At 54.5% G+C, this 17,370-nt stretch carries 18 protein-coding genes; 12 read left to right on the forward strand and 6 right to left on the reverse strand.

Features of this window, described 5'->3' with window-relative positions:
• Nucleotides 1-4 precede the first annotated feature (4 nt).
• Entirely contained in the window at nucleotides 5-1,282 is a 1,278-nt protein-coding gene (serS, locus tag M0P74_08010) for a serine--tRNA ligase (protein MCK9363526.1), read from the reverse strand.
• Between the two features lie 325 nt (nucleotides 1,283-1,607).
• Between serS and rnhA the strand changes: the two genes are divergently transcribed.
• The 3 genes from rnhA to M0P74_08025 all read left to right on the forward strand — a co-directional run bounded on the left by rnhA (nucleotide 1,608) and on the right by M0P74_08025 (nucleotide 5,077).
• On the forward strand, nucleotides 1,608-2,384 hold the full coding sequence (gene rnhA, locus M0P74_08015; GenBank protein MCK9363527.1) for a ribonuclease HI: 777 nt from the start codon (nucleotides 1,608-1,610) through the stop codon (nucleotides 2,382-2,384).
• A gap of 270 nt (nucleotides 2,385-2,654) precedes the next feature.
• Nucleotides 2,655-3,104, forward strand: coding sequence for a nucleoside-diphosphate kinase (gene ndk, locus M0P74_08020; GenBank protein MCK9363528.1), 450 nt, complete (start codon nucleotides 2,655-2,657; stop codon nucleotides 3,102-3,104).
• Nucleotides 3,101-5,077: a lytic transglycosylase domain-containing protein gene (locus tag M0P74_08025; protein ID MCK9363529.1), complete on the forward strand. Its 1,977-nt coding sequence runs from the start codon at nucleotides 3,101-3,103 to the stop codon at nucleotides 5,075-5,077. The genes ndk and M0P74_08025 overlap by 4 nt, the downstream gene beginning before the upstream one ends.
• Nucleotides 5,078-5,086: 9 nt before the next feature.
• Here the strand turns inward: M0P74_08025 and trxA are convergent, their stop codons facing one another.
• Nucleotides 5,087-5,404, reverse strand: a complete 318-nt coding sequence (gene trxA / locus M0P74_08030) for a thioredoxin (GenBank protein MCK9363530.1) — start codon at nucleotides 5,402-5,404, stop codon at nucleotides 5,087-5,089.
• A 462-nt stretch (nucleotides 5,405-5,866) separates the two neighbouring features.
• Here trxA and M0P74_08035 point away from each other — a divergent pair, with 462 nt between their 5' ends.
• Genes M0P74_08035 through M0P74_08045 form a run of 3 tightly spaced genes read left to right on the forward strand, consistent with a single transcriptional unit; the run spans nucleotide 5,867 to nucleotide 9,409 of the window.
• Nucleotides 5,867-6,841 carry a TAXI family TRAP transporter solute-binding subunit gene (locus tag M0P74_08035; protein ID MCK9363531.1) on the forward strand — a complete coding sequence of 325 codons (975 nt, stop codon included), beginning with the start codon at nucleotides 5,867-5,869 and terminating at the stop codon, nucleotides 6,839-6,841.
• Nucleotides 6,842-6,857: 16 nt separating this feature from the next.
• Nucleotides 6,858-7,406 carry a DUF1850 domain-containing protein gene (locus tag M0P74_08040; protein MCK9363532.1) on the forward strand — a complete coding sequence of 183 codons (549 nt, stop codon included), beginning with the start codon at nucleotides 6,858-6,860 and terminating at the stop codon, nucleotides 7,404-7,406.
• Entirely contained in the window at nucleotides 7,397-9,409 is a 2,013-nt protein-coding gene (locus M0P74_08045) for a TRAP transporter permease (protein ID MCK9363533.1), read from the forward strand. Before M0P74_08040 ends, M0P74_08045 begins: the two co-directional genes overlap by 10 nt.
• A gap of 72 nt (nucleotides 9,410-9,481) precedes the next feature.
• Here the strand turns inward: M0P74_08045 and M0P74_08050 are convergent, their stop codons facing one another.
• From M0P74_08050 to purD, 4 genes are all read right to left on the reverse strand, one after another.
• Nucleotides 9,482-10,126, reverse strand: a complete 645-nt coding sequence (locus M0P74_08050) for an L-threonylcarbamoyladenylate synthase (protein MCK9363534.1) — start codon at nucleotides 10,124-10,126, stop codon at nucleotides 9,482-9,484.
• A 1-nt stretch (nucleotide 10,127) separates the two neighbouring features.
• Complete coding sequence (gene purE / locus M0P74_08055) at nucleotides 10,128-10,631, reverse strand: 5-(carboxyamino)imidazole ribonucleotide mutase (protein ID MCK9363535.1); 504 nt, start codon at nucleotides 10,629-10,631, stop codon at nucleotides 10,128-10,130.
• Between the two features lie 130 nt (nucleotides 10,632-10,761).
• Complete coding sequence (gene purH, locus M0P74_08060; protein ID MCK9363536.1) at nucleotides 10,762-12,336, reverse strand: bifunctional phosphoribosylaminoimidazolecarboxamide formyltransferase/IMP cyclohydrolase; 1,575 nt, start codon at nucleotides 12,334-12,336, stop codon at nucleotides 10,762-10,764.
• A gap of 54 nt (nucleotides 12,337-12,390) precedes the next feature.
• A complete protein-coding gene (gene purD, locus M0P74_08065; GenBank protein MCK9363537.1) occupies nucleotides 12,391-13,722 on the reverse strand; it encodes a phosphoribosylamine--glycine ligase in 1,332 nt (443 codons plus the stop codon).
• Nucleotides 13,723-14,086: 364 nt separating this feature from the next.
• Here purD and M0P74_08070 point away from each other — a divergent pair, with 364 nt between their 5' ends.
• From M0P74_08070 to M0P74_08095, 6 genes are all read left to right on the forward strand, one after another.
• The gene (locus tag M0P74_08070) at nucleotides 14,087-14,293 is read left to right on the forward strand and encodes an AbrB/MazE/SpoVT family DNA-binding domain-containing protein (GenBank protein ID MCK9363538.1); all 207 of its coding nucleotides are present in this window, start codon (nucleotides 14,087-14,089) and stop codon (nucleotides 14,291-14,293) included.
• A complete protein-coding gene (locus M0P74_08075) occupies nucleotides 14,290-14,664 on the forward strand; it encodes a type II toxin-antitoxin system VapC family toxin (protein ID MCK9363539.1) in 375 nt (124 codons plus the stop codon). Before M0P74_08070 ends, M0P74_08075 begins: the two co-directional genes overlap by 4 nt.
• A gap of 22 nt (nucleotides 14,665-14,686) precedes the next feature.
• A complete protein-coding gene (locus M0P74_08080) occupies nucleotides 14,687-15,436 on the forward strand; it encodes an NTP transferase domain-containing protein (GenBank protein ID MCK9363540.1) in 750 nt (249 codons plus the stop codon).
• A gap of 241 nt (nucleotides 15,437-15,677) precedes the next feature.
• Nucleotides 15,678-16,670 (forward strand): tRNA dihydrouridine synthase DusB, encoded by a 993-nt coding sequence (dusB, locus tag M0P74_08085; protein ID MCK9363541.1) that lies wholly within the window; start codon nucleotides 15,678-15,680, stop codon nucleotides 16,668-16,670.
• Between the two features lie 140 nt (nucleotides 16,671-16,810).
• Complete coding sequence (locus tag M0P74_08090) at nucleotides 16,811-17,038, forward strand: cell division protein ZapB (GenBank protein MCK9363542.1); 228 nt, start codon at nucleotides 16,811-16,813, stop codon at nucleotides 17,036-17,038.
• 36 nt (nucleotides 17,039-17,074) lie between these two features.
• Nucleotides 17,075-17,353: a cell division protein ZapA gene (locus M0P74_08095; protein MCK9363543.1), complete on the forward strand. Its 279-nt coding sequence runs from the start codon at nucleotides 17,075-17,077 to the stop codon at nucleotides 17,351-17,353.
• Nucleotides 17,354-17,370: the final 17 nt, after the last annotated feature.

The raw sequence follows: 17,370 nt of genomic DNA on the forward strand, positions 1-17,370 counted from the left end.
AAAACTATTTGTTCTTTATAACGCCAACCCCGCCCATATATGCCCTGAGGGCCTCCGGGATTAGCACACTGCCGTCGGCCTGCTGGTAATTCTCCAGGATGGCCACAACGGTTCTGCCCACGGCCAGTCCGGAACCATTCAAGGTGTGGAGCAACTCCGCCTTGCCGGTTTCTGCCCGCCGGAAGCGGATTGAGGCCCGGCGCGCCTGAAAATCCTCGAAATTGCTGCAAGAGGATATTTCCCGGTAGGATTCCTGCCCGGGAAGCCACGCCTCTATATCATAGGTCTTGGCGGCTGAAAAGCCCAAATCGCCGGTGCAAAGATTGATCACCCGGTAGGGGATATTCAGCCTTTTTAATACCTCTTCGGCGTTTAATGTCAGTTTTTCCAGCTCATTGTACGAATCTTCCGGTTTCGAGAACTTCACCAGTTCGACCTTGTTGAACTGGTGCTGACGGATCAGCCCCCGCGTATCCTTGCCGTAAGAGCCGGCCTCCGCGCGGAAGCAGGGCGTATAGGCCACATAACAAATCGGGAGCGCCGCCTCTTCAAGAATTTCCCCCCGGTGGATATTGGTGACGGGAACCTCCGCCGTCGGGATCAGAAAATAGTCAAGCCCTTCCAGCTTGAAGAGGTCTTCCTCAAACTTGGGGAGCTGTCCAGTGGCCGTCATGCTTTCCCGATTGACGATAAACGGGGGGAGCATCTCGGTGTAACCGTGCTCTTGCGTGTGGAGATCGAGCATGAAGTTGATTAGCGCCCGCTCCAGCCTTGCCCCCAACCCCCGGTACAGGGTAAAGCGCGCCCCGGTAAGCTTCGCCCCCATGGCAAAATCGAGTATTTTGAGGTTTTCCCCGATTTCCCAGTGTGGAAGAGGCGCGAAAGAAAATTGCGGTTTCTCGCCCCAGAAGCGAACGACCGGGTTGTCATTGGAGTCCTTCCCGCAAACAACCGATTCGTGGGGGATATTCGGAATCGTCATGACAATGCGGTCGAGATCCTCGTCCGTTTTTTTGAGGTCGTCATCAAGGAGCTTGATCCGCGCCGAAACATCCCCCATCCGGGCAATTATTTCTGTCGCGTCCTCGCCATTTTTCTTCTTTTCGCCAACCTGCCGGGAAACGGCATTGCGCTCGCCGCGCAACTGCTCTACCTCTTGCAGCAGTTCCCGCCGGTGGGCATCCAGGAAGGAGAACCGCTCAAAGTTCATCCCCTGTCCCCGCTCGCGCATCTTTGCGGCAACAAACTCCATATTTTGTCTGAGGTATTTTATGTCCAGCATGCCCCCACCCTTCCCTTTGCAAGAGGAGGTTCTCCTATCACCTTGAACAGTTGAAGTCAATCGTTTAATAGCCGCTCCGGCAGTGATGGGGATAGATTCTATGATTGGGAGGCTTTTTTTTTGCGAACAGTTCTGGAAAAATATGGAGGATTGTATTAAAGGAGGCACGATGGTGAAAACAAATATCTCCACTTGCATATAAACCCCCATGCCCGTGGGGCACAACGAAGCATGAAAATCCCCCCCATCCCCCCTTTGGTAAAGGGGGGATGGGGGGATTTGAATACAAAGTCGTGTGGGTTGGATAAGTTTCAGGTAATGCCGGATGGGAAGTAAAAAGAAATACTATGCCGTTGTTCGTGGTTTTTGCCCCGGCATTTATAACTCATGGTATGGCCCCGGCGGGGCAGAGGAACAGGTAAGGGGATATGCAAACGCCCTTTTCCAGGGATTCGGCAGCCGGGAAGAGGCGGAAGTATGGCAAAAAAAGGGGACGCCGGCCAGGCGAACTGAAGCAGCTATTGCCACAAAACCTGTCATGACAGGTAAAGGCAGGCGAACTGAAACGGCGGATACGAACACTGCGCCTGAAATTGTTGCACCTGTTAAGGCGCCAGCGCAAAAAATCATCATTTACACCGACGGCGGGTGCAAGCGGAATCCGGGACCGGGCGGATACGGGGCGGTGGTGATGGACGGGAGCAGCCGCAGGGAGCTGACGCAGGGATTTCGGCTGACGACGAACAACCGCATGGAGCTTATGGCCTGCATCGCCGCGTTGCAATCACTGACCGATTCAGCCGCCGTTGTTCTCCACAGCGATTCTCAGTATGTGGTAAACGGGATCGAAAAGGGTTGGGCAAAAAAGTGGCGGGCAAAAGGCTGGATGCGCACAAAAGAGGAGGCGGCTGTCAACGCCGATCTCTGGGCGGCGCTACTGGAGCTCTGCGATCGCCATCGGGTGCAGTTTGTCTGGGTGCGCGGCCATGCCGGAACAAGGGAAAATGAGCGTTGCGACAGGTTGGCGACTCAAGCCGCCCTGGGCCGGGACCTGCTTGAAGACACAGGTTATCTCTGCCAGGGGCAACGGCCTGCGGAGTAACTGTCAGCCGCATGCAATTGCCAGGTTCATCTGTCCCGGCACGGACGGAAACCATTTTTTGTTGCGGCAAGAGGACCTTTGAATTTCTCTACAAATGTTCTTTATTGTCATTCCCGTGAAGACGGGAAAGCGAAGCTTAATGTTCATAATCCAGTATTTTCAAGGTCTTCTGGATTCCCGCCTGCGCGGGAATGACAGCGTGGGGGGCATTTTTCAAAGTCTCGCAAGGTTTAATGTAATTTTTTCCAATAAAAAAACTGGAGGTTAAAAATGGAACGTTCTTTAGTTTTGGTAAAACCGGATGGCGTGCAGCGCGGTCTTACAGGCGAGGTCATCAGCCGCCTGGAAAGACGCGGGCTGCTTCTTGTGGGCGCAAAGTTCATGCAGGTAAGCCGGGAACTTGCCGAGGAGCATTATGCCATTCACAGGGGAAAGCCCTTTTATGAGGGACTGATCGCCTATATAACTGCCTCGCCGGTGCTGGCGATGGTCTGGGAAGGGCCGAACGCGATTGCGGCAATCCGGCAGACGATGGGGGCCACCCGTCCTCTGGAGGCGGCGCCGGGGACGATCCGCCATGACTTTGCGCTGGAGGTCGGCCGCAATCTTACCCACGCCTCCGACAGCCCGGAAAACGGCGCAACGGAGGCGGCTTTGTGGTTTAAACAAGACGAACTTGTTTCCTGGCGCCGCGCCGTGGATCCATGGATATTTGAATGACGGCAATCCTGCGGGCAACAGTATCGGTTATTTTGGTCTTGCTGCTGCCGTTTGCGGCGGTGGCAGCGGGAGAAAAGAGCGGCGACGAAGCGGTACTCGCCGCTTACCGGGCCTTTTTGGCCCGCGATGGGGTTGTTATAGCCGGTCAAATCGAAAAAACAAGGAACCATGTCCTTGCAGCATACGTTCGCTACTGGGCAATCAGCCTGCGGCTCAAAGATGTTGAACCTGAAGAAATTAATGACTTTTTTGACAAATACGCAGGAACCGTGCTCGCCGAGCGGCTGCGGCAGGAGTGGCTGCATGAACTGGGCAAACAAGGCAGGTGGGAGCAGTTCCGACTGCAATTCCCGCTTTTGCCGAGGGCCGATTCCGAAAACAAATGCTACGCCCTCCAGGAAAGTCTGCAGCGGCAGGGGATAAACGATCGCCTAACTGCTGACTTCAAAGGCTTCTGGAATGCCCCGCGCTCCTTGCCGGAGGGATGCCTGCCGGTCGCCGCGGCATTGGTCAACGCCGGCCGCCTCTCCGCCCCGGACATCGAGGCGCGGCTGCGGCGGCTGCTGATGGAGAATCTTGTTTCAGCTGCGCGGCGTACCAGGGAGCTGGCGTTCGCAGATGATCTGCCGGGCGCAAAACAGATTGAGGAGGCTTTTCGATACCCGGCCTCTTTCCTGGCGCAGGATGAAGCAATTCTCAAAACTGCGAAAGGTGCGGAACTCGCCTTTTTTGCCCTTTTGTCTCTGGCCCGCAGCGACTTGCCGGGCGCCGCAACCCTGCTGGAAGACAAGCTCAAAACAATCCTTTCCCTGCAGGATCAGCAGCGCTTATGGGCGTATCTCGCCACGCGAGGCGCCCGCCGTCACCTTCCGGAATCACTGGAGTGGTTCAAAAAGGGCGAGAAGGAAGCGCTTGCCGGGGAACAGCTTGTCTGGCGAACGCGCATCGCGCTAAGACAGGAAAACTGGCCTGAGGTAAAAAGCGCGATAGAGGGCATGACCGCCTCGCTGCGCAACGAATCAGCCTGGACATACTGGATGGGACGGTCGCTTGGCATGACTGGAAACAACGAAGCAGGCCGGGATCTTTTCAAGAAGATTTCCGGTCGTTATGATTTCTATGGACTGTTGGCCGCCGAGGAATTGGGGATTCCGTTGCCGATGCCCCCCCAGGCGGCAGAGTCAACCAGGGAAGAGCTATCGCAGGTTGCCGGACGCCCCGCCCTTCAGAGGGCGCTTGCCCTCTACCGGCTCAATTTACGAACGGAAGCAGCCAGGGAGTGGCGGTGGGGTTTGCGTTCGCTGAGAGATCGACAATTGCTGGCGGCGGCAGAGCTGGCAAGAATAAACGGCGTTTGGGATCGCTCGGCCAATACGGCGGAGCTGACGTCTTCCGAACACAATTTTGCGCTGCGCTATCCGACGCCTTACAAAGATATCCTCATAAAGAATGCCCGCAATTGTAATCTCGAAGAGGCAGTGGTGCTGGGGCTTGCACGACAGGAAAGCCTCTTTGCTGCCGAAGCCAGGTCGCCGGCCGGGGCAATGGGGCTGATGCAGTTGATGCCGGAAACAGCGCGCATCACCGCCCGCAAAATCGGTATGGCTGGGTTCAATAACGCGATGTTGACAAGGCCGGAGGTAAATATCGAGTTGGGGACGTCCTATCTGCGCGGCATAATGAAACGGTTTTCCGCAAATTATGCGTTTGCCGCGGCCGCTTACAACGCCGGACCACGCCGCGCCGAGAAGTGGCGAAACGCCAAACCGCTGGAAGGGGCGATCTACGTCGAATCAATCCCGTTTACGGAAACGCGCCTTTACGTAAAGAAGGTTCTGGCCAACGCCGTTTACTACTCGCTCCTTTACGGACTCAAACCGTTAGCTCTCAAGCAGATGCTCGGCACAATCGGGGGCAGTGCGGAAAGCGAGGCTTCTTCACCGAACCAAGGCGAGCAGGGTTATGATTACTGATATGGAGTTTTACATTTGTTCGTCGAGCATTGCCTTGATTTTCGCCTCCGGAACGGCGCCGATGACCTGATTTGCCTTTTCGCCGCCCTTGAAAACCATCAAGGTTGGAATGCTGCGGATGCCGTATTTGATCGCGGTTTCCGGCGCCTCGTCAACGTTGATCTTGCAGAAGCCGGCCTTTCCCGCATATTCTTCAGCCAGTTTTTCGACAACGGGGGAAATCTTCTTGCAGGGACCGCACCAGGGCGCCCAGAAATCAACAAGCGTCGGCAGTTCTGCCTTGATAACCACATCTTGAAAATTGTTATCTGTAACCTCGTGAACCATCAGTCTTGAACCTCCTTCTTGCCGAATAATAATCCTTCGTTCCGGTTTTACACTGCGAACCGCAGTGTTGGTTCATCCCCCTCAGGAAGAATGACAGGGCGCAGAAAAGGACGATGACGCCCCCGCTGCACTGCCGCTTCCTGAACATGAAAAAGCTGACAACTGGATATCTGTTTTTTCGTGCCCGCATTCCGGACAAACAACATGATACTTGTCATCGCTGCGAATGCACAGATATTCGAATATCTTTCCGCATTTTCTACATTTAAACTCATGTATCGGCACTGCCTTCACCTCCTGAACGTAATAAAAAAAACCATCAGAACCACTTCTGTCACATGTTCGAATATATTGACGGAAGCTCGCAATGTCAACACACAATCCTCTTGACACACCTGACGCTTGTCCCTATACTCGCATCCGTCTCAGACGCATTTCTTAATAAAAAAGGAGGAAAAAGCTATGGAAAAAGGGAAAAAGGGCTTTGTAAAAAAGTTGGCGAGCGTGTGTGCGGCTGTTTTGCTGGCAGCCGGAACGGCGGCAACGGTTGGCGCCGCTGATAAGAATATGGTGCTTGCCACCGGTGGCACAGCCGGGACTTATTACCCGTTTGGCGGCGCTCTGGCCAAAATATGGAATTCCAAAGTTCCAGGGATGAACATTACCGCCCAGGCAACCGGAGCTTCCGTAGAAAATGTGCGTCTTGTGAATCGCAATGAAGCGGAACTGGCTATCGTCCAGAGCGATACAGTCGATTTTGCCTTCAACGCCAAAGAGGCGTTCAAGGAGAAACTGACCAAGATGGCTGCCTTGGCCGTTCTCTATCCGGAAGTGATCCAGGTGGTAGTAAGGGGAGACAGCAAGATCGATAGTTTCGATGATCTGAAGGGGATGAAGATCGGAGTCGGCGCTCCCGGAAGCGGCACCGAAGCCAATTTCCGTCAGCTCTGCGACATCTATGGCCTGAAGAAAGAGGATGTGAAGGCGCAGTATCTTTCGTTCGCCGAAAGCGCCGAGCAGTTCAAGGACAAACACATCGACGCGTTCATCGTCACGGCGGGCATTCCCAACGCCGCGATCATGGATATTGGCGCCCAGCACAGCGTGAAGATCATTAACATCGCCGACGACAAGGCCGCCCTCATCGTCAAGAAATATCCCTTCCTCAGCTCCTTCACCATCCCGGCCAACACATATAAAAACCAGACCGGTCCGGTGAAGACTGTAGCAGTAAACGCGGTTCTCATCGCCAGCACCGATTTGAAAGCTAATTTGGTATACAACCTGGTGAAATCGATGTTCGAAAACCAGAGTGAACTCGCCATGTCCCATGCAAAGGGGAAGGAACTGAGTTTGAAAACCGCGTCTTCCGGCGTTTCCATTCCCTTTCATCCGGGTGCGATCAAGTACTACAAAGAAAAAGGAATGATGAAATGATCGGGGAAAGACGGGAATGGAACAGCCCCATCTTCTCCGTATTTTCATCAAAGGTTTGAAAAGAATCATGCCGGGGGCGTTAATTGCTGTAGCAGTCCTCGGCATGCTGTTTTTTTTTATGATACCCACGCAAATCGTTCTGGTCGTCAAAACTGTCAAGCAGGATCAAACAGTTCTCTGTGCCCGCATGACCGACGCAGAGGAATGGGCGGTTTTCTATATTCATTCGGTCAACAAACGTCCGGTTTACGATTATCTGCGAATTGAAGGAACAAAACTCCGGATTGTCCGTTCCCGTTACGACGCCTTCGGAGCCGGGATGCCGGAGGTTTCTTCGCCTGAAAACCCCCTCCGGGTTGGCCCGGATGGCTGGCTCGAATACACGGTCAATCGTCTGGTTCCCGATGTTGCCATTTTTGTGGGGCGGGTGGCCGGGCATGTGCTGCATCTGAAAGGGCGGGATATTCCCTTCGTCTCGCTGGCAAAACCGGGGCAGGCCCTCCGTTTTTCCGTGGAAAAGCAGTCATTATATCAAACACTCAGAGGAAGGTGTTTATGGAAATGAGCAGTGAACTGAAGCAGGCCAATGACCAGAAAGTTTCAGAACATACCGGCAGCACTGGAGAAATGGTTTCCGAAGTTTCACAGGAAGAGCTGGAGAAGCTGCTCCAAAAGGTTGACAAGGAATCAACATTCCGGAAGTTTGCCGGATTCGACCACTGGCTGGTTTTCTGGATAGCCGTTGCGTTCGCCTGTTTCCATGTGTATACGGCAATGTTCGGGATGCTTCCGGCCCAGATGCAGCGGTCGGTGCACCTATCTTTTGCCTTCGCCCTCGTCTTTCTTCTCTTCCCCATGACCACGAAAAAGACCCTCAATAAACTCCAGTGGTACAATTATCTCTTTGCAGCCTTCGCGGTTTATGTGGGCGCCTACATAACCATCAACTACACCCGCATCATGGAAGCCGGAGGCGACTATACTCAAATGGACTACATCGTCGGCGCCTGCGGGGTGCTCCTCACCCTGGAAGCGGCGCGCCGCGTTGTGGGGTTGCCGATCGTTATCATTGCCTCGATATTTCTTTTGTACTCGTATTTTGGCCCCTATTTCCCCGGATTTCTCGCCCATCGCGGTTACTCCATTCGGCGGATAGTGTCGCACATGTATTTCACGACGGAGGGAATCCTCGGCATCCCTCTCGGGGTATCCGCCACGTTCATTTTTCTCTTCATCCTCTTTGGCGCCTTTCTTGAAAAAACCGGGGTCGGCAGGCTTTTCATCGACATCGCCGACTCTATCGCCGGCTGGGCGTCAGGAGGGCCTGCGAAGGTCGCGGTAATCACCAGCGCTTTGGAGGGCACCGTCTCCGGAAGCTCCGTCGCCAATACGGTCGGATCCGGAAGTTTTACCATCCCGATGATGAAAAAACTCGGATACCGGCCGGAATTTGCAGGCGCCGTCGAGGCAGCAGCATCGACGGGCGGTCAGATCATGCCCCCCATCATGGGCGCCGCGGCCTTTCTGATAGCGGAGTTCACCAACACCCCCTATGTCGTTATAGCCAAAGCTGCCGCCATTCCGGCCTGTTTGTACTTCCTCGGTATCTTTATCGAGGTGCATTTCGAGGCTAAGCGGTGCGGTCTCAAAGGATTGAGCCGCGACCAGTTGCCTAAATTTTTCCATGTCCTGAAAGAAAGGGGGCATCTTTTTGTCCCGTTGCTTGCCATTATCTACGTCCTGACCGAAGGATATACCCCGACCTTTGCAGCCCTTGTCGGTCTGGGGCTGTCAATCCTGGCAGGGCTGATCAAAAAAGCCACCCGCATGAGTCTTTGGGATATTGTCACCGCCATGCAGACGGGGGCAAGAGGGGCAGTCGGCGTCGCCATTGCCTGCGCCACGGCGGGGATCATCGTCGGCGTCGTCACCTTGACCGGAATCGGCCTAAAAATGGGCAACGGCATAGTGGACATTGCCGGAGGAAATCTGTTTTTCACTCTTTTCTTCACGATGATTACATCGCTGATTCTTGGCATGGGCGTCCCGACTACGGCAAACTACGTCATCACCTCCACGATTGCCGCTCCCGCTCTCGTCATGCTGGGAGTGCCGCTCCTGGCGGCGCATCTGTTCGTCTTTTACTTTGGAATCGTGGCGGACATAACCCCCCCCGTGGCGCTGGCCGCCTACGCCGGTGCGGGCATCGCCAAAGCGGACCCTTTCTGGACAGGGGTCACAGCCACCAAGCTTGCAATCGGCGCCTTTATCATCCCGTATATCTTCGTTTACAATCCGGCGATGATTCTGATAGGCACAACTCCGCTGCTCCTTGTACGCAACCTGATCACCGCCTGCGGAGGAATGTTTGGCGTCGGCGTCGCAATGATCGGATTCTGTTTCACAAATATGAAATGGTGGGAGCGGATCTGGTTTGCCTTGGCGGGACTGCTTTTGATCGATCCCGGCGCCGTAACCGATCTGATCGGCATCGGCATGATGGCGCTGGGGATTCTCTATCAGTGGCGCACCAGCCGGACTGTAAAATCCGTCGTTCCGGCCGGATAACAAAAACTTTCTCTCTCACCCCTCCCCCCTCCCTCGCCAAGGGGGAGGAAAAGCAATCGGCGGATTATAGATTCAGAATGACTCGCTTGCAAGCGCAGAGTCGATCAGTTTGCCGGAGATGGCCCCCTCCCGGAGAATTCGGGGTGGAAAGACGGTGACGTCGAGAATGGTCGAGCCGGGCGCACCCGGCGTTTCACCGCCATCGATTATTGCATCGGGAAGACTGTCGAGTGAGGTCATTACCCCTGCGGCAGTGGCATTTTCCGGTTCCCCGGAGAGGTTGGCGCTGGTTGCGGTAAGAGGGGCGCCGAGTTCCCGGGCAAGCAGGGCGGCGATTGGGTGACTGGAGATACGGATTCCAATCTTCCCGGTTCCTGCGGTCAGGCGGGGGGAAACAGCGGGCGCTGTCCCAAAAACCATAGTGAGCGGACCGGGCCAGAATCGCTTCATCAATATTCTCGCCCCGTTCGGTATTTCCGCCACGAGAGGAAGCAGATCATTTTCGCCTGCAACTATAACCGCAAGGGGATTGTTGAAGGCCCGCCCCTTGATGTTGAATATTTTCTCAACCGCGTTTTCATTGTTTGCAGCCGCACCCAGGGCGTAGAAGGTCTCCGCCGGGTAGGCGACGACGCCGCCATCCTTAAGAATGGCAACGGCCGCGGCGATTTTCTCCGGTTCCGGATTCCGGGGATCGATCGTAAGCAGAATCGTCATGTCACTTTTTGAGGTGGAGCTGTTTTTTCTCTACATCTTCGGCCATCTTTACAACATAGGCGTCGAGCTTTGCAGCAAGGGCCGGATTCTCCCCGGCCAGTATCCGGACAACAAAAAGGGCGGCGTTTTTTGCCCCGGCCTTGCCGATAGCCATAGTTGCCACGGGGATTCCGCCGGGCATCTGGACCGTTGCCAGCAGCGCGTCAAGACCGTGGAGCGAGGTGGCATCGATGGGCACTCCGATCACCGGTAGCGGGGTCTGCGCGGCGATCACCCCGGCAAGATGGGCGGCGGCCCCCGCCCCGACGATGATTACCCGAATCCCCCGTCCGGCGGCGGCGCGGGCAAATTTGGTTGTCCGTTCCGGTGTCCGGTGCGCCGAGGTGAGAAAAAGCTCATAAGAAACGGAGAAAGACTCCAGAATTTTTGCTGCCTCTTCCATAACGGGGAGATCGGAATCGCTTCCCATTACAACGCTGACCAGCACACCTGCTTTTTTTGGCATATTTTCACCTCAAAACGACGTTTAATGTTGATAAACCCCCATGCCCGAAGCGGGCACAACCAAGCATGAAAATCCCCCCCATCCCCCCTTTGGCAAAGGGGGGATGGGGGGATTTTCATATAAATTTTTATCAGTGTTTGAAATGCCTCATGCCGGTAAACAGCATGGCGATGTTGTGCTCGTCCGCCGCCTTGATCGCCTCTTCATCCTTCAGCGAGCCTCCCGGCTGGACGATCGCGGTGATTCCCGCTCGGGCGGCGATGTCTATCCCGTCGCGGAAGGGAAAAAAGGCATCCGAGCCGACCACGCAGCCGGAAGTGGGAATGACCGCCTTCATGATCGCCAGCTTGACCGAATCAACCCGGCTGGTTTGACCGGCGCCGAATCCGACAAGCTGATCGCTGGTTGTAAAGACAATCGCGTTGGATTTCACGTGTTTGACGATCCGCCAGGCAAAATCGAGCGCCTGGTATTCAATTTCGGTAGGGCTGCGCCGGGTAACAACGCGGGCCTTTTTGATGTCATATTCAGCGCTGTCCCTTTCCTGCACCAGCAATCCGCCCATCACCCGTCTAAAATCATGGCCGGCGGTGCGCCTGTCGCACGCGGCGGGTATTTCCAGAACCCGGACATTCTGACGGGTTCCCAGAATTTCTGCCGCTTCGGAGGAAAAAGCGGGGGCAATAATCACCTCAAAAAAGGTTTTAATCAACTCTTGGGCCGTTTTGGCATCCACCGGACGGTTCAGGGCGACGATGCCGCCAAAGGCGGAGACGGGATCGCCCGCGAGCGCCTTCTGAAAGGCCACCGTCATGTCGCCATCCGAAGTCGCGGCGCCGCAGGGATTGGCGTGTTTGACGATCACCGCCCCAGGGAGCGAAAAATCGGAGACGACCTGCCAGGCGGCGTCGCTGTCCATGATGTTGTTGTAGGAGAGTTCCTTTCCCTGGAGCTGCCGTGCGTTGGAAAGCGCGGAGAGGCTGGGGTTGTTCTCCCGGTAAAAGGCCGCTTTCTGATGAGGATTTTCCCCGTAGCGGAGCTCCTGCGCCTTGGCAAACTGAAACGTGAAGGTGTCGGGGAAATCCTTTTTCTCCTCTTCGCCGGCGGCAAGCAGTCCGAGATAGTTGGAAATTGCCCCGTCATAGCGCGCGGTAAGCTGGAAGGTTTTTTTGGCCAGTTCGAAGTTGGTCGCCTCCGAGATCCTGCCCCCCGTTTCTTGCATCGCGGCGATAATTTTCGGGTAATCGGCTGGATCGGTGACAACGCTCACGAAGCGGTAGTTTTTGGACGCGGCGCGCAGCATCGTCGGCCCGCCGATATCGATGTTTTCGATCGCCTCCGCAAGCGTGCAGCCCGCCCGGGCGACTGTGTCCTCAAAACGGTAGAGATTGATGACGACCATATCGATCAGACCGATTCCATGTTTTCTCAAGGCTTCCAGATGCCCCGCGTTGTCCCTCAGCGCCAGCAGGCCGCCGTGGATCTTAGGGTGCAGGGTTTTGAGCCTGCCGTCCATCATTTCCGGGAACCCAGTGTAATCCGATACATCGATAACGGCAATCCCACCGTTGCGCAATTGCGCGGCGGTGCCGCCGGTAGAGAGTATCTCGACGCCGAATTCCTGAAGGCCCCTGGCGAATTCGACGATCCCCGTTTTGTCCGTAACGCTGATCAGCGCCCGTTTTATCTGATTTTGTTGCATCATAACCTCCCGTGTAGATTACCGAAACGGCAGTTGTGGCCATCCCTGCCTTTTATCTTAAAATACATTTTTCAGTTTTTTCATGTGATCGATGCGTTTCTGAATAAGCTCTGCGCCGCCGATGTCCGGGCGGTGATCAACCGGCCCCCGGATCGCCTGGACGGCGCCCTCCGCAATGCTTTCCGCAGCGGCAATGTCGGCGGCGATTCCGACCACCCCGATCGCCCGTGACGATGTCATGTAGAGCCCGTCCGGTTTTTGGTCAACGGAGGAGTAGTACAGCCTTGCCCCCGTTGTGTCGCCGATTTCGATCCGGGCAGCTCGGGACGTATCACCCGAACCGCGTTCCGCAAGACCGTAACCTTGCGGAACGACATATTTGCAGACCGTAGCCTTGCCCTCGAATTTTACGTCAAGATCCTCCAGCCGGCCGGTTATAATCGCCTCGCAGAGCTTAATGAAATCGGTTTGCAGAAGCGGGAGGATGTTCATCGCCTCGGGATCGCCGAAACGGGCGTTGTATTCGATAAGCCGTACCCCGGAGCTGGTTGTCATGAACCCGCCGTAGAGCACCCCTTTGTAGGGCGTTCCCGTTTCTATCCTCAGCGCCTCGGCCACCTTGCGGGTGATCGAAAGACCATCGGCAACGGCATCGGCAGCAAGAAACGGCAGAAGATGGTCGGCGCCGGAATAGGAGCCCATCCCCCCAGTGTTCGGGCCGCGATCCCCGACAAAACGCCGTTTATGATCCTGCACCGGCGGAGTGGCGACGACCGTCCAGCCATCGCACAGACATTGCAGGGAAAACTCCTCCCCCTCCAGCTTTTCCTCAATGGTAACGCCTGGATGTGCGGTGATGATTTCACGGCAGAACTTAATTGCCTCCGCCTTTTCATGAAAATGATCCCCCTGGACCAGCACCCCCTTGCCCCCGGTAAGGCCGTCCGGCTTGAGGACAACCTCTTCGAGCTCGTTGAGAAATTCCGGAATTCCGTCCATTGTCGTGAAATTCCGGAAACGGGGATTGCCGGCGATGCCGTATTTCGCAAGCAGATTTCGCGTAAAAGACTTTGAGGTTTCCAGTCGGGCAAGAGAGCTGGTCGGCCCGACGGCGGGAATTCCCTTTGCCGCAAGCGCGTCCACCACGCCGTTGCTCAGCGGCTCTTCCGGACCGACGAAGGCGAAATCGGCTTTGCACTCCCCAGCGAACGCCGTTATCGCCTGCGGGTCGTCATAGCGACCCAGATGAATTTTTTCCGACAGGGATGCTATCCCGGGGTTGTTTGCCTTCATAAAAGAGTAAAGGCAAGGGGCCTGTTGCGAGCGCATGATCGCCTCCGCGAGCGCGTGTTCTCTTGCCCCGTTACCGACAAGCAGGACTCTGGTCATAGGGTAATCTCCTTTGATGCAATTGTAAAACCATTTGTCATTCCCGAATGTCTCTATCGGGAATATGGTTTTTCAAGCAGTTAGAACCAGATTCCCGCTCAGAATCGTTGCGGGAATGACAAGAATGGGGAGTTTTGCAATTACCTCCTTTTATTGCTACAGCAATGAACAATCGCAAAACGCCTTTTTTCAATCCCCTTTTGCGACGCATTCAGGTTGAAAGGCACAAGCTTTCTTTGTTACATAACGGAAAAAGGGATGTTAGTCAAATTAATCTGCTTCTAAGAGTTGACCACCGACAGGATTGACAAAACCTTATCGATCATGATAGCGTAGTACAAAATTGATCGATAGAGGAAATGCCATGCAATCAGTAACAGTATCGCCAAAATATCAGGTTGTTATACCAAAAAATACCAGGGAGGCATTGAACATCCATCCGGGCCAAAAAATGCAGGTTATTGAATATGCCGGAAGAATTGAATTTATTCCCGAGCGGGATATCAAGGAACTCCGTGGTTTCCTCAAGGGCATCAATACGGAATTCAAACGAGAGGCAGACAGGGTATGAATGTCGTGGATTCTTCCGGCTGGCTTGCCTATTTCGCGGATGAGCCTAATGCCGATGCTTTCATGAACCCGCTGAGCAATTCAGCGGTACTCGTTGTCCCAACGGTAACCATATATGAGGTTTTTAAGGTCATTCTTCGGGAAACCGGCGAGGATGACGCACTGCAGGCGGTTGTTGCCATGCAGAAGGGAACGGTTGTAGGTCTGAACGCGCAATTGGCGATCGCCGCTGCAAAACTCAGCATCGAGCATAGTCTGCCGATGGCGGACAGCATCATTCTCGCAACCGCGCAGGCATTCAAAGCCCTGCTCTGGACTCAGGATGCAGATTTTAAAGATATCGGCAATGTTAAATATTTCCCAAAGAAATAGCTAACTTATTCAGAGGTTATTGATGATCGACAAAAAAACGGGATTTTCGACCATTATTCTCGCGGCCGGCAAGGGTACGCGGATGAAATCGGATATTGCCAAGGTATTGCACCCCCTCGGCGGCGTTCCGCTGCTTTCCTGGCCGATCAAGGCGGCGCGGGAAGCCGGTTCCAGCAGAATCGTTGTGGTGATCGGCCATCAGGCGGAGCGGATTCGCGCGCTGTTTCAGGAGTCGGATTTGATTTTCGTGGAACAACGGGAGCTCTTGGGAACAGGACATGCCGTGCTTCAGGCCCGGGAGGCGTTTCAGGGACAAAGCGCAGAGGTTGTCATCCTGTGCGGCGATGTTCCGCTCATCAGGCCTTCCACCATCAGGGCCCTTTACGAGAAGCGTAGAAACGACCGGGCAGTGGTCACAGTGCTCACGACGGTTGTCGATAAGCCGACCGGTTATGGCCGGGTGATAAAAACGGGAGATGGCCAGGTGGCCAGAATCGTTGAGGAGAAGGACGCGACCGCCGAGGAAAAGCTCGTTCGGGAGATAAACACCGGCATCTACTGCATTGAGAGCCCCTTCCTTTTTACTGCCGTCGCCAGCCTCGGCGACAAAAACGCGCAACGGGAGTATTACCTCACCGACATAATTGAAATTGCCTGTAAAAATGGCCTGTTGGCCACCTCTTTGCTGGTTTCTGATCCGGCGGAAGTCGCAGGGATCAACACTCCGGAGGACCTGCAGCGAGCGGCTCTTGTCCTTGCCAATCTACCCTGACGGCGCAGCCTTTGAAAAATTTACGCAAACGAGGTAATTGCAAAATTCCCCATTCTTGTCATTCCCGCAACGATTCTGAGCGGGAATCTGGTTCTAACTGCTTGAAAAACCATATTCCCGATAGAGACATTCGGGAATGACAAATGGTTTTGCAATTGTCTCAAACATTATTCGCTTTCTGCCTTCCCCGCTTTGCCAAGCAGAAGCGCAACTATTTTGCAGACCCTGCGACGGCATTGTTATGGATAGTAAAAATATTCAGATGAAAATAGGTAATTTGCAACTGAAAAGCACGATTTTTCTGGCCCCGCTGGCGGGGATCACGGATTTGCCGTTCCGCACCATTGTGCGTTCGTTCGGCTGCGACCTCGCCTATACCGAGATGATAAGCGCGGTCGGACTGGTCAGGAAAACGGGCAAGACCCTGCGGTATCTCGCTTCCAGCCCCCTTGACCGCCCACTCGGGGTGCAGCTTTTCGGAAATGACCCGGAAGTTATTGCCGAAGCGGCAAGAATCGCCGAACAGCACGGGGCCGATTTAATAGATTTTAATATGGGATGTCCGGTAAAAAAGGTGACCAAAGCCGGCGCCGGCTCAGCGCTGATGAAGGAGCCCCAACTCGCTGCGGCGATTATGCAAGCGGTAAGAAAGGCGACAGCCCTGCCCTTTACGGTAAAAATTCGTTCCGGATGGAGCGGCCGGCAGGTAAACGCCCTGGAGATCGGCAAGCTTGCCGAGGATGCCGGATGCGATGCCGTGACCCTCCACCCCCGCACCGCCGACCAGGGTTACAGCGGCCGGGCGGACTGGGATTTGATTGCAGCGTTGAAAGGGCAGATCGGGATTCCTGTTATCGGCAGCGGGGATATCCGCAAACCCCAGGATGCCGCGAGGATGTTTCAGGAAACGGGATGCGACGGCGCCATGATCGGCCGGGGAGCTTTGGGAAACCCGTGGATTATCGCCGAAACCTTAGCTTTTCTCGCAGGAAATACGTTTTCGCCGCCCACCCTTGCAGAAAGAGAGGAGATAATTATCCGCCATCTGGCTCTGGTCGCTGATTTCTACGGAGAACAGACCGGAGTCCGTGATTTTCGCAAGCACCTGCTGTGGTACACAAAAGGACTTACAGGGGGCGCCCGGTTTCGGGAGGCGGCAGGGAAGATAAGCAGCCGGGAAGCGGCAATAACGGCCCTGCACAACTACTTTTTGGCGATTGAAAGTGACAAATGAGTCAAGCGCCTGCCGATAATTCCTGTAAATAATTCCTTGACTTTCCGATGGCATCCCGGCATAATCGCGCCGAATTTTGCAGTGTCGGAGTTTTTTCCGGCATGATAATAATATTAACTGAAAAGGAGATTTTAAGAGCCGTGGAATTTCAGAAATTTTCCGAGCTGGAAAGCAAGATAAGCGGTCTGTTGGGTGATTATGCCCTGCTGAAGAAGAGAAATCTCGAGTTGGAGGAAGAACTTCAAAATAAGACCAGTGAGTTGGAAGAGGCTAATTCGAAATTGGAGGGGTTAAAGGAAGACAAGGATGCCGTGCGCTCAAAGGTGGATTCGCTCCTTGACTTGCTTCAGGAAATAAAGGCGCCCTGACAACAAAGTCCATGTTCATAATTTGTTGAGAGGTTTATGGTGAACAAGCGCTTTGAATTTAATATCCTGGGGCAGCAACTGTCGGTAGTAAGCGATTCGGGGGATGAGCATGTAGCCAATGTTATACGGTATGTCGGCAGCAAGGTTGAAGAAGTGCAGAAATCAGCCGGTAGCAATACCCTTACTGTCGCCATTCTGGCCGCTTTGAATATCGCGGATGAGTATTTGCAGATTGCTGAAAAAAATGAGCATATTTACGACAATTTGGAGAGTAAAGCCGAACAGTTGATACGTTCGATAAATGAGACAAGATAAGCGGGCAATCCCCTGAA

This window comes from Syntrophales bacterium, from assembly GCA_023229765.1.
Taxonomy (GTDB): domain Bacteria; phylum Desulfobacterota; class Syntrophia; order Syntrophales; family UBA5619; genus DYTH01.

Bases quoted from the DNA above. Each gene is read 5' to 3' on its own strand.
- serS (MCK9363526.1), bottom strand. From the start codon at position 1,282: ATGCTGGACATAAAATACCTCAGACAAAATATGGAGTTTGTTGCCGCA.
- rnhA (MCK9363527.1), top strand. From the start codon at position 1,608: ATGGGAAGTAAAAAGAAATACTATGCCGTTGTTCGTGGTTTTTGCCCC.
- ndk (MCK9363528.1), top strand. From the start codon at position 2,655: ATGGAACGTTCTTTAGTTTTGGTAAAACCGGATGGCGTGCAGCGCGGT.
- M0P74_08025 (MCK9363529.1), top strand. From the start codon at position 3,101: ATGACGGCAATCCTGCGGGCAACAGTATCGGTTATTTTGGTCTTGCTG.
- trxA (MCK9363530.1), bottom strand. From the start codon at position 5,404: ATGGTTCACGAGGTTACAGATAACAATTTTCAAGATGTGGTTATCAAG.
- M0P74_08035 (MCK9363531.1), top strand. From the start codon at position 5,867: ATGGAAAAAGGGAAAAAGGGCTTTGTAAAAAAGTTGGCGAGCGTGTGT.
- M0P74_08040 (MCK9363532.1), top strand. From the start codon at position 6,858: ATGGAACAGCCCCATCTTCTCCGTATTTTCATCAAAGGTTTGAAAAGA.
- M0P74_08045 (MCK9363533.1), top strand. From the start codon at position 7,397: ATGGAAATGAGCAGTGAACTGAAGCAGGCCAATGACCAGAAAGTTTCA.
- M0P74_08050 (MCK9363534.1), bottom strand. From the start codon at position 10,126: ATGACGATTCTGCTTACGATCGATCCCCGGAATCCGGAACCGGAGAAA.
- purE (MCK9363535.1), bottom strand. From the start codon at position 10,631: ATGCCAAAAAAAGCAGGTGTGCTGGTCAGCGTTGTAATGGGAAGCGAT.
- purH (MCK9363536.1), bottom strand. From the start codon at position 12,336: ATGATGCAACAAAATCAGATAAAACGGGCGCTGATCAGCGTTACGGAC.
- purD (MCK9363537.1), bottom strand. From the start codon at position 13,722: ATGACCAGAGTCCTGCTTGTCGGTAACGGGGCAAGAGAACACGCGCTC.
- M0P74_08070 (MCK9363538.1), top strand. From the start codon at position 14,087: ATGCAATCAGTAACAGTATCGCCAAAATATCAGGTTGTTATACCAAAA.
- M0P74_08075 (MCK9363539.1), top strand. From the start codon at position 14,290: ATGAATGTCGTGGATTCTTCCGGCTGGCTTGCCTATTTCGCGGATGAG.
- M0P74_08080 (MCK9363540.1), top strand. From the start codon at position 14,687: ATGATCGACAAAAAAACGGGATTTTCGACCATTATTCTCGCGGCCGGC.
- dusB (MCK9363541.1), top strand. From the start codon at position 15,678: ATGGATAGTAAAAATATTCAGATGAAAATAGGTAATTTGCAACTGAAA.
- M0P74_08095 (MCK9363543.1), top strand. From the start codon at position 17,075: ATGGTGAACAAGCGCTTTGAATTTAATATCCTGGGGCAGCAACTGTCG.